The organism is Leptolyngbya sp. PL-A3 (assembly GCF_039962325.1).
Classification (GTDB): domain Bacteria; phylum Cyanobacteriota; class Cyanobacteriia; order Elainellales; family Elainellaceae; genus Vacuolonema.
This window is the reverse complement of sequence record NZ_JAMPLB010000027.1, coordinates 15,902-27,240: the sequence shown is the minus strand read 5'-3', so window position 1 is coordinate 27,240 and position 11,339 is coordinate 15,902. Positions and strand designations below refer to the sequence as shown.

The 11,339-nt window shown below is 49.7% G+C and carries 6 protein-coding genes and 2 pseudogenes; 4 read left to right on the top strand and 4 right to left on the bottom strand.

Annotated features, from left to right (window positions below):
• The first annotated feature begins 1 nt into the window (after window position 1).
• Window positions 2-1,168 (top strand): lipocalin-like domain-containing protein, encoded by a 1,167-nt coding sequence (locus NDI52_RS19550; protein ID WP_348256506.1) that lies wholly within the window; start codon window positions 2-4, stop codon window positions 1,166-1,168.
• Between the two features lie 818 nt (window positions 1,169-1,986).
• Entirely contained in the window at window positions 1,987-2,586 is a 600-nt protein-coding gene (locus NDI52_RS19545) for a DJ-1/PfpI family protein (RefSeq protein WP_348256505.1), read from the top strand.
• 386 nt (window positions 2,587-2,972) lie between these two features.
• Here the strand turns inward: NDI52_RS19545 and NDI52_RS19540 are convergent, their stop codons facing one another.
• Together NDI52_RS19540 and NDI52_RS19535 are read right to left on the bottom strand one after the other, a co-directional pair.
• Window positions 2,973-3,167 carry a hypothetical protein gene (locus NDI52_RS19540; protein ID WP_190775753.1) on the bottom strand — a complete coding sequence of 65 codons (195 nt, stop codon included), beginning with the start codon at window positions 3,165-3,167 and terminating at the stop codon, window positions 2,973-2,975.
• A 463-nt stretch (window positions 3,168-3,630) separates the two neighbouring features.
• Window positions 3,631-4,241, bottom strand: a pseudogene (locus NDI52_RS19535) (TROVE domain-containing protein); the annotation flags it as partial.
• A gap of 433 nt (window positions 4,242-4,674) precedes the next feature.
• On the opposite strand from NDI52_RS19535, the gene NDI52_RS19530 reads away from it, so the two are divergent.
• Window positions 4,675-5,673 (top strand): hypothetical protein, encoded by a 999-nt coding sequence (locus NDI52_RS19530; RefSeq protein ID WP_348256504.1) that lies wholly within the window; start codon window positions 4,675-4,677, stop codon window positions 5,671-5,673.
• 69 nt (window positions 5,674-5,742) lie between these two features.
• On the opposite strand, the pseudogene NDI52_RS19525 reads toward NDI52_RS19530, so the two are convergent.
• Window positions 5,743-6,600 (bottom strand): annotated as a pseudogene (locus tag NDI52_RS19525) (nucleotidyltransferase domain-containing protein).
• 583 nt (window positions 6,601-7,183) lie between these two features.
• Here NDI52_RS19525 and NDI52_RS19520 point away from each other — a divergent pair.
• The gene (locus NDI52_RS19520; protein WP_348256503.1) at window positions 7,184-7,549 is read left to right on the top strand and encodes a hypothetical protein; all 366 of its coding nucleotides are present in this window, start codon (window positions 7,184-7,186) and stop codon (window positions 7,547-7,549) included.
• Window positions 7,550-7,651: 102 nt separating this feature from the next.
• Here NDI52_RS19520 and NDI52_RS19515 read toward each other — a convergent pair whose 3' ends face one another.
• The gene (locus NDI52_RS19515; protein WP_348256502.1) at window positions 7,652-11,326 is read right to left on the bottom strand and encodes a hydantoinase B/oxoprolinase family protein; all 3,675 of its coding nucleotides are present in this window, start codon (window positions 11,324-11,326) and stop codon (window positions 7,652-7,654) included.
• Window positions 11,327-11,339 lie beyond the last annotated feature (13 nt).

Below are 11,339 nucleotides of genomic sequence, written 5' to 3'. Positions count from 1 at the left end.
AATGCGATTATTGCTCATTCGGTTTTGTCTGCTACTGTCCTTGTGCAGTTTATTTATGGGTTTGCCGTCTCCGGCGATCGCTGCTAATTCCGTCACCTGGCAGGATTTACCCGCATCCAACGGGGGATATCGGAAAGCGATCGCAGTGCAGGATTGGCACTTTCCAGAAGATTTTGGCCCCCATAATGACTACCAGACGGAGTGGTGGTACTACACTGGCAATCTGGAAACGCAAGAAGGCAGACCCTTCGGTTTTCAACTCACTTTCTTCCGGCAGGCGATTGCTCCCACCGGGCCGACAGAATCTGCGCAATCAAGTTGGCGTACAAACCAAATCTATTCGGCCCATTTTACAGTCAGCGATATTGAGGGGGAAGCTTTCTATCCTGATGAGCGGTTTAGCCGAAATGTGATTGGGTTAGCCGGTGCAGAGGCGGCCCCTTATCGAGTTTGGCTCAATAATTGGTCAGCCACCGAACTAGAACCTGGAATTGTGCGCCTGCAAGCCGAATCCGCAGATGTGGCCCTTGATCTCACAGTAAAGCAAACTCGTCCCCCCATTTTGCAGGGCGATCGCGGCTTGAGTATCAAAGGACTGGAGCCGGGGAATGCCTCTTACTACTACTCTCTGGTTCAACAACCCACCGCAGGAACTATCACCGTAAAGGGAAAATCCTTTGAGGTACAGGGCAAAACCTGGAAAGACCACGAATACTCAACCAGTGCTTTGACGGCGGGCACCGTCGGTTGGGATTGGTTTTCCATTCAACTGAATGACGGTTCTGTTTTAATGCTTTACCAATTGCGCCACGAAGATGGTACGAATGAGGTCACTTCAGCCGGCACATTTGTTGCCGCATCAGGCGAGACAACCCATCTCAATCATGATGATTGGACGATCAACACCCTCGGTACCTGGAAAAGCCCCCGCAGTAAAGCCGCTTACCCATCTCAATGGCAGATTCAAATACCCCGTTTAAGTCTTGTCCTGGAGGGGCGATCGCTCCTTCCAGACCAAGAACTTAACACCTCCACCGCAACCTACTGGGAAGGGGCGACTGCTTTCAAAGGCACACTTCAAGACCAAGCCATTCAAGGCGAAGGCTATGTGGAACTGACGGGTTATGCAACTCGCCTGGATTCTCTCCTCTCTGCGAGTACACCATGAATGCAGTTAAGACCTGATTGCAGCAGCAATTCTCATTTTGCAATCTAGCCCGAAAACCGCTCGCCATAAGCGAGCGGTTTTCGGGCTTCAAAGCCGAGAGTTCGTGCCCGTAGGGCACGAACTCTCGGCTTTGAAGCTCATACTGAGAATTGCTGTGATTGCAGTATTCAATTTGATCAATACACCGCACTGCAACTTAGGAGATTTCTGAGAAACAATATCCCTATTATTTGGAAAAAAGGCGCGGCGAAGCCGCGCCTTTTTTCCAAATAATGGGGAAGTTCTTATCTGGAAATCTCCTTAGCGGTAAGCAGTGATGAGATGCCTTCATGTCAGTGGCAACGAGCCTCTGAGATGGTACTGTCGACTGACCTGATCACCGCTCCCAAGTAGCCAACAGGGGGGCGTGTGTCGTACCGGCCCCCTGATCTCTAGCCCACCAAAAAGTATCGCAGGTTTACCAGAAAGTTCAATAGGGGGCGATCGCCCTCATTCATCTAGCAGGAATGGTGATGCCAAGATTAGAGCTTCGTCTTTAGATCTTTGGCTTTTCCCCATTTGCTCGAATTGAACCAGTTGGAGCGATCGCCATCCCGATAGCAGCCTACAAGTGCGGTCAAGTTCATCCTATTCATGACACGAGGGCAACCTGTGGATGGTCAAAATGGACTGCTACGCATTTATAGAATTGGCTCTTGCACTAAATCACGGCGTTCAATAGCCTCAGATGATGTCTAAATTTTGTTCATTGTCCACTTTGTGCTGCTGATTCAAGCAGTCACGCGATAACCAAATTGCCTGCCAAACGCAATGCCATTATGCACATCACAATACTTACATTTCCAGGTTTCAATGAGCTCGACTCTCTGGTCGCACTTGGTGTTCTCAACCGCATTAAGAAGCCCGATTGGCGCGTAACACTATGTTGCCCAGAACCTGTTGTCACCTCTATGAACGGTGTCTCCGTTCACGCCCAATCAACTTTGTCTGAGGCTCGCACAGCAGACGTTGTTCTTATCGGCAGCGGCATCAAGACTCAAGAGGTAGTTTCAGATCCAAAACTCATGGCACAGCTTACACTTGAGCCTGAACGCCAGTTAATTGGTGCTCAGTGCTCAGGCACATTGGTTCTGGCCAAGTTGGGTTTGCTTAATAATATTCCTGCTTGTACCGACCTAACAACCAAGCCTTGGGTATTGGAAGCAGGAGTCAAAGTCCTCAATCAACCGTTCTATGCACAAGGCAACCTGGCAACCGCTGGGGGCTGCTTGGCATCTCCCTATCTAGCGGCTTGGGTCATCGCACGAACTGAAGGAGCAGAAGCTGCCTCTGCTGCACTCCATTACGTAGCACCTGTGGGTGAAAAGGAAGACTTCGTTGCTCGCGCTATGCAGAACATAGCTCCATACATCCCGTAGGCAGACTTTGACACTTCTTCAGCCTAGCCTAAAACCATAAAGTTGTTCTTTTACAAGCCCCGAGTTCGCCGAAATATCCCGCTTCCCACCATTAGCGTTCAGAGTTTTAAGGAAGAAGTTAAGGGAAGCGTTGGGGTGATAGCTCTCAATGTGCACGGAAAGGGCACTCCCTCACTGCTGCGTAAATGGTGCGGGCCAAATTGTGGAGCGAGGGTTTCATCTGAAAGGTATCCATACCTGCGTAACGAATGGGCATATTCAGGTTTTTGGCGATCGCCTGTCTAGCTCTCTGGCAAGCACCTAGCAGGAAGCCGGATAAATGGCGCGACGACAGGAATACGAAGCTCGTTCAGGATGTAGATATAGAGGGCTAACAGCACATTCTATTAGGGTAGGGAGGAAGGAAAAAGGTGCTCTAGCTTAGGGTCGAAGCGATCCAGGACGTATTGCATCACTCTTTCAGAAACCTCACCCGCTTCGTAACCCTTGAGTGTGCAGTACACCTCAATAATCTGACCTCGGTAAAGAGCACCGGAATACATCAGGTCTAAGGCACGTTGAGAAAAATATTCTAAGTTCATGGTTTTGTTGCACCTTTTAAAGTTCTAAATGCTTGACAAATACTGAGGGTGTTCGACTTTGCCATTTTGGCGGAAGTTACACGACATTAATGCCAGGGCGATCGCCCGTGCCATCTTACAAACCACACCGCACACTATTGGTAATGTGGGTTACTAGGCTATGAGCCTAGAAGGGATAAATTTTGGTTATTCCCAATCGTTTCCATCTGGGGATTTGTGTACCCACTTGAGAGACCGTTGGGGACATAGGGCAGGAAAAGCGAGATATCAGGGTTGCCACGGAATCATCGTTGAATCTACCTAGATTTAGAATGCCCAAGATTCTAAAAAAGCAGTAATTCCAATGAAAAAAGTTTTGTAACGCTGCCGGACTGTTCGGTGCGGTTGTCCAGTGAATAACTATGTGGTTGTGGTTGGCAAAGCGCAATCCATTGCTATATATACCTTCTAGTAGCGTTCAGCATGCCATTGTGGTTGCCATTTCACAGTAGGACAACCCAATCGAACTCACGTTGTAATAGGATATGGAGCCGGAACCATCGATCGCGTGCAGAAACACGTTACCTGTCGGCTGCATCACCTCAAGGAGGATTTCTAGAGCTTGCTCCAGAATATCCACCATAGGAGGCACAGGTTACCAGTTTTTTTTGCTGCATCCTAACTGTCCACCGGATTGATAAGTCTTGAAAGCTGTCAAGATCTTGATTCAGTTAAACGCGTCCTTTCCGCGAATGTTCCGCACTGTTGAGCTCATTTGCAACCCGTTTCAGGTTGTCACCCGTCAACACACTCAACTCAGTTAGCGAGCCCAGATTTTGTGGCCTGGCACCGGTATATCCTTGAACAGCAGTTGCCAGGCTCACTTCAGCCAGTCGTACCACCAGACCACCAGATTTGAGCTAGCGCATCTAAGGGGATTGCCTGCGGCAGGTTCTCCCAACCTTGAAGCACCTACTGAAATAGCTAGTTGTAGTCTGCCATCAGGGGTTTAACGTGAAATAGCCGCAGCACACTCCGGTGAGAGAATCCCTGACGCTGCTGATATTTCAACAGTTGGTATGCCAGTCCTTTTAAAGAAAGCCTGCAATGATTGGAGTTTAGGAGCTAGGGGAGGTTCAGAACCTGGGGGATTCCCCTAGCTTTGTGACTGCCATCCAACCCTAACCTTTTACACAAACAAGTTGCTTTAAGGTTGCCACCACCTCTACCAGGTCAGACTGGTTTGCCATCACCTAGTCGATAGGCATTCCCTGCTTCCCTTTGTGAAGGAGCCAGAGTTGCATTGTTGCAAACCGATCGCCAACATGCAATTGCGGTTCTAGAGGAGTTGAACAACGCATTGATCAGGAGAAACAAAGTAGTGTCGTAGGAGTCATTGATGAGGGTGGCGATTATCCCTTCGGAGAACTGCGAAGCAGCCGCATCGTTGCATCTGGTAATTGAGATCAAACAAGTTCCGGCCTCACACATGAATCAGGATTCAGAATTATGATTGGAGGAAAAAGCCTTGAATGATACTACAGTCTCGATGATTCAAGCAAAGCGGGATCCCACCCTGAAGGCGATCGTGCAAAAAAGGATACCACTGTTCTACAGCCAAGGAGCCGATGCGACCAGCGATCGCCCCGCGCATGTTCGCGCAGGTTCTAGCCTCAGTTGGTTGGGCGATAAACTTGCCCTGATTCAAGATGATGCCAACTTTCTGGTGTTCATTGATCCAGAGAGCCTGACCATTGAGGCAATCACCCTCGCGGCGGGAGAGGCAGGAGCGCGGCAGTTTGACGACTTGCGCGGCAATAAACGCTTTAAGTTGGATTTAGAAGCCTGTACCACAGTTCCAACTCCAAGTGGTGACTTATTTCTGGCGTTTGGTTCTGGTTCGACGACACAACGAGAGCAGATTTTAATGGTGCAGGCATCCAACCCATCCAATCCAGAATTGAAACAGGCAAGTGCTTTGTATGCTCAACTGCGCGCTTGCACTTCGTTTTCAGGCAGCGAACTCAACATTGAAGGAGCCATTTTTCGGGATGGTCAGCTTCGGTTATTCAATCGAGGCAATGGCAAGCCTAACAACAATCGAGTGCCAGTGAACGCAACGGTTGATTTAGACTGGAACAGCTTTTCAGCTTATTTGGATACTCCAGAACATCACCAACCCCCAGCGTTGCAGAACGTTTGTCAGTATGATCTGGGTAAGTTGCATGAGCTTAGCTTAAGTTTTACCGATGCGATCGCAACTCAAAAAGGTATTATCTTCTCAGCAGCGGCAGAGGATTCGCCAGATGTCACATCGGATGGCAGGGTCACAGGTTCAGTATTGGGTATCCTCGACGCAAACCCACGCTGGATTGAGCTTCGCGCACCAGATGGTTCCCTGTTTACCGGAAAAGTCGAAGGGGTTTGTGCCTTCAGGAATGAGGAAAACCGTTCATGGATTGTGATTGATGCCGATGATCCAATGTTGCCCTGCGAACTGTGCGAGATTGAATTCATCGCTGCATGACAAATATCGCTAACGCTAACAGCACCATGCGCATTCAGCCTGCTAATCGGCGTTCCTGTTGAGTAAGATTTACATTTCTAACCGCCGATCGCAATACCATTGGCTCAATTCCCGCTCAATCGCATCCAGGATTGCGATCGCTTCCCTGATCAATTCTGCATCTGCTACCAACAATGCAAATGCTGACTCAACCCGTTGTTGATAGTCCACCGGACAGAGCGTGAAGCCATTAGCAAGTGCTACTGCGCCTTTTTCATTCAGCAGGTACGTCTCATTCAGGGCGAAGAGTACCTGATTCATACAAGCCACGCCGCGAAAACAGCAGCCTGCGGCATAGGCAACATCACCCCGTGCAACTGCTTTCTGAGCAACCACCAGCGAGAAACTGATTTCCCAGGCAAATTTGTTAATGGTTGCTTCCTTAAGCTTTGCCGGATAAGGTATTGTCTTAGCCTTCAAAGAAGTTAAAACGCTCTTTGGGTCATGAAGCGGCAGACAAAGGGCGACTTCACCCATGTAGATGGAGGACACAAAACCGTGAGGGTGTCCGGGTTGGTAGTCGATCGTAATTTGCCCATTATGACAGTCATCCATAATGTGATCTACCTGAGCTAAATCCCGATAGAGAAAATCGACTGGAATGCCTTCTACCTTAAGCTAGCCCCCACCGTTAATCCACTTTCCCCACCCGCCGATAGGAGTGATCAGGTTTGTACGATGGCTGTCGTCTAGTTCGGAGGCAAGGTGATTCAGAGCCAGGAGATCAGGCAGGTTTTCTGGCTGGTAATAAATTCCCAAATCCACATCTGACTTCGGGGTGTAGTTGCCCCTTGCCCTTGAGCCACCCAAAGCGATCGCCACAACCCCCTCAATCGATTTCAAGCGATCGACAACTTGATGGATAAACTGAGGCAATGGCTGATCCATACCTGCAAAACAATCTTAAGGCTTTGAAACTCTACCCAACATCCCGAGATGGATGACTCATTACCAGAAGTAAAAATCAATTCTCCCTTGGGCGATCGCGCTAACAAGGGGAGCAAACCAGCTTCCCTTGAGCGATAAGGCGAACTGAAGCAGCAAAACTCACCACTCCAGTTCACCCGCGACAGATTGCCAATCTGGACCTGATCTTAACGACTTCCGGCAGGATTTACCACTGGATAACTGGCGGAAACGGTTGACTGGGACATTTGTAGATTTAGACCTGAGTTTTGAAGGCGGTGAGCCAGGCCGTACAGCGATGACACGAGATGTTGCGATAGTTCATCAGGCAATTACAGCGCTTTGCGCTTGAATCAGCCACAGTTGTTTTTGTGAGAGCCGCGCGGAGCGCGGCTCTCACAAAAACAACCAGATTTTAAGTGCTTGAAAAGCGCTGTAAGGAAACGGCAAATCCTGTTGCCATTGTTACCCATGGCAATTTGATGGCATTAATTTTGTGGAATCTTGCCTAACTTTGCTGAATAAAGTACACAGTACTACACTATTCATCAACCCAGGAGGAACGATGAACACGTACAACACAACATACCGATTAGCCGTTAGCATCGCGATCGCCGCAGCATTCATCCTCGTCTGGCTGAGCCTCGGCGTCGGCATTATTGGGAGGGATGGCGACCCGGCCAACCTGATGTACTTCGGGGTGCTTGTCGTCGGGATCATCGGTGCCTTCATTGCACGCTTTCGGCCCCGAGGAATGGCCCGCGCGCTGTTCGCTACAGCGCTCGCTCAGACGTCGGTAACCATGATCGCGCTGACCGCCGGGTTGGGCTACCCGTGGAGCGGACCGCTAGAGCTGCTGCTCTTGAACGGGTTCTTCGTTGCGCTGTTCGCCGGATCAGCGTGGCTGTTTCGCCGCGCTGCACATGGGTGATATAGCCCGCACTGCAGATAGGTCATCTATCGGTATCACAAACACCCCAAGCACCATTCAGTTATCCCATCTGATGCCTTCACTGAAACCGGCTGTATTTGCTTAAGAGGCTGTACCAAAACCGCCGCCCCCAGGGGTTTCAATTATAAAGACATCACCTGGTTCTATCACAACGGCTGCTTTGCTGCCCAACATTTCCTGTGTACCATTGGCGCGCTCGACCCAGTTACGTCCCGTAGCTCCTGGTTCGCCACCATTCAGCCCAAAAGGTGCAATGGTTCGATGATTCGAGAGAATGGCCGCGATCATTCCTTCCCGAAAACGGATGCGACGAATCACGCCATTTCCTCCCCGATGCAAGCCCTCCCCTCCTGTATTGGCACGAATCGCAAACTGCTCTAGCAGAACTGGAAAGCGCCATTCCAAAACCTCTGGGTCAGTAAGACGGGAATTGGTCATATGAGTCTGTACAGCATCTGTACCGTTAAACGTAGATCCTGCTCCAGATCCGCCACAAATTGTTTCGTAGTACTGGTAGTTCTGATTACCAAAGGTGAAATTGTTCATCGTACCTTGAGAAGCTGCCATTGCACCCAAGGCTCCATAAAGCGCATCCGTCACGACTTGGGAGGTTTCAACATTGCCTGCCACAACTGCCGCAGGATATTGGGGATTGAGCATACAACCCTCTGGAATGAGGATTTCTAGCGGTTTAAGACAGCCTGCATTTAGCGGAATATCGTCATCAATTAAGCTGCGAAAGACATAGAGTACAGCTGCCTTGCACACAGCTACGGGAGCATTAAAGTTATTGGGTCGCTGTGGTGATGTGCCTGTGAAATCAATTTTTGCGGTGCGATCGCCGCGATTAATCGTAACCGTAACAGCAATTTGGCTGCCATCATCCATGCCATAAGTAAAGTGACCATCCTGCAAAACGTCAATTACTCGCCGCACTGCTTCCTCGGCATGGTCTTGAACATGCTGCATGTAGGCTTGTACCCTATTCAAGCCGAAATGCGTCACCATTTTGCGGAGTTCTTGCATACCCTTTTCATTGGCAGCAATTTGGGCTTTTAAGTCTGCCAAATTTTGAATTGGGTTTCGGACTGGGTATTCACCACTAGTCAACAATTCGAGGAATTCTTGCTCCCGGAAACGACCCTGATCGACCAGGAGAAAATTGTTAATGAGAATGCCCTCCTGCGTAATGGCTGTGCTGTCTGGTGGCATAGAACCTGGGGTAATACCGCCAATATCAGCATGATGCCCCCGAGACGCGACATAGAAAAGGGGAGTGATGGAGTGGAGAGATGGTAAGGTTTCCAGAAATACAGGGGTAATCACGGTGATGTCAGGTAAGTGAGTGCCCCCGTTATAGGGATTGTTGAGAACATAAACATCGCCGGGTTTAATCGTGTCACCCTGCTCTGCGATCAGGGATTGAACGCTTTCGCTCATTGAACCCAGGTGAACTGGGATGTGAGGTGCATTGGCTACCAGTTTTCCATGCTGGTCAAAGATGGCGCAGGAGAAATCCAATCGTTCTTTGATATTGACGGAGTAACTGGTGTTTTGCAGCGTAAAGCCCATCTGCTCTGCGATCGCCATAAACAGATGATTAAAAATTTCTAGCAACACAGGGTCTGGGGATGAATGCAGAGATTGATCAAGGATAGCGATCACCTCCGGCTGATTCATGTCTAACTTTTTCAGGATCAAATGATTGCGATCGGTCAATTCTGCCTGCCAACCCGGTTCAATCACATTAGTTCCGGTCGGCTCAGTGATCAGGGCAGGACCAGAAATGATATGTCCCGGCAGGAGTGCTTCTCGGGTAAAAACAGGCGTTTCCTGCCAGTGGTCAAACACATACATCTGCACCGTTGCAGTGGGCAGCAGAGGTGTTGTGCGCTGGGTTTTCATCACAGGTTCTTCAGGGGCATCCGCAGGGGCGATCGCTTCTACTGAAATCGCTTCCACAATTAGGGGTTTGTTTTTAGCAATAAAGCCATAGCGTTGGTAATGCGCCTCCTCAAATTGCGCCACCATTTCAGGAATGGTGCCAAAATTCACCATTAAGGCAGAATCTGTTCCCTGATAACGGAGATGAACTCGCTTGAGTGCTTGAACGTCAGATGTTAAAGTACCTTGCTTGCGTAACTCCGTTTCACCGTTTGCCTGTAACACCTGTAAATGCTGTTGCAATTCAGCAAACAACTCAGTCGTCAAAGCTGCTTCGATCGCCCGTTCCTGCATAACACTCTGATTTGCCAACCCCATCCCATAGGCGGAGAGGACCCCGGCATAGGGGTGCAGAAAGACTTGCGTAATGCCAAGTGAATCGGCGATCGCACAGGCGTGTTGTCCCCCGGCTCCTCCAAAACAGCAGAGGGTATATTCAGTCACGTCATAGCCTCGTTGAACGGATATTTTCTTGATCGCGCTTGCCATTTTTTCGACTGCAATGGTCAAAAATCCCTGGGCAACTTGTTCGGGCGATCGCGCCTGTCCTGTCGCTGCCTGGATCTGAGCCGCCAAGTCTGAAAATTGCTGTCGCACGCACGCTACGTCCAGCGGCAAACTACCATCAACTCCAAACACTTTCGGGAAGAATTCCGGTTGAATTCGCCCCAACATCACGTTGCAGTCGGTGACAGCTAACGGTCCCCCTTTGCGATAGCAGGCAGGTCCAGGATTTGCCCCAGCAGATTCCGGTCCCACCCGATACCGCGAACCGTCGAAGCTGAGGATTGAACCACCCCCCGCTGCCACGGTATGAATGGACATCATTGGTGCCCGCAGTCGCACCCCTGCCACTTCGGTTTCAAAAGTGCGTTCATACTCACCAGCATAATGTGCTACATCCGTAGACGTGCCGCCCATATCGAAACTAATAATTTTGTTGATGCCTGCCATCTTGCTCGTTTGCACCGCTCCAACAATGCCACCTGCTGGACCTGAAAGAATGCTGTCTTTTCCCTGAAACGATCGCGCATCCGTCAATCCACCATTGGACTGCATAAACATAAGTCGGAGCGAGTCTGTTTTCTCCTCGGTTGGCTCAAGTCCGGTTAATTCCTGGCTGACCTGTTCCACATATCGTCGCAGAATTGGAGACAAATAAGCATCAACAACCGTTGTATCTCCCCGACTAATCAGCTTCATCAACGGACTGACTTGATGGGAAACTGAGATCTGGTGAAAGCCAATTTCAGCCGCGATCGCTGCAACTTGCTGTTCATGATCTGGATAGCGGTAGCCATGCATGAAAGCGATCGCACAGGCACGAAACCCATCTTCATAGGCAGCTTGAAGAGCTGTTTGGGCAGCTTCCAAATTCAGCGGCACCAGTTCTTCACCTTGAGCGTTGTAACGCTCTTCCACTTCAATCACCCGCTCATACAGCATCTCAGGTAGAACAATGTGGCGAGCAAAGATATTTGGGCGATTCTGATAACCAATCCGCAGGGCATCCTGAAATCCTTGTGTCGTTAGGAGAACTACGCGATCGCCCTTACGCTCTAGCAGCGCATTGGTTGCTACCGTTGTACCCATTTTGATCGCAGCAATTTGCTCAACTGGAATGGGAGCATCAGCAGGCAACCCTAAAATCTCTCGAATTCCTTGAACGGAAGCATCCCGATAGCGCTCAGGATTCTCAGACAGCAGTTTGTGTACCGTCAAATGCCCATCCGGGTGGCGTGCCACAATATCGGTAAACGTACCACCTCGATCAATCCAAAATTGCCAGCGCTGGTCGGTTGTGTTCATCATCTGCTTTACCCAG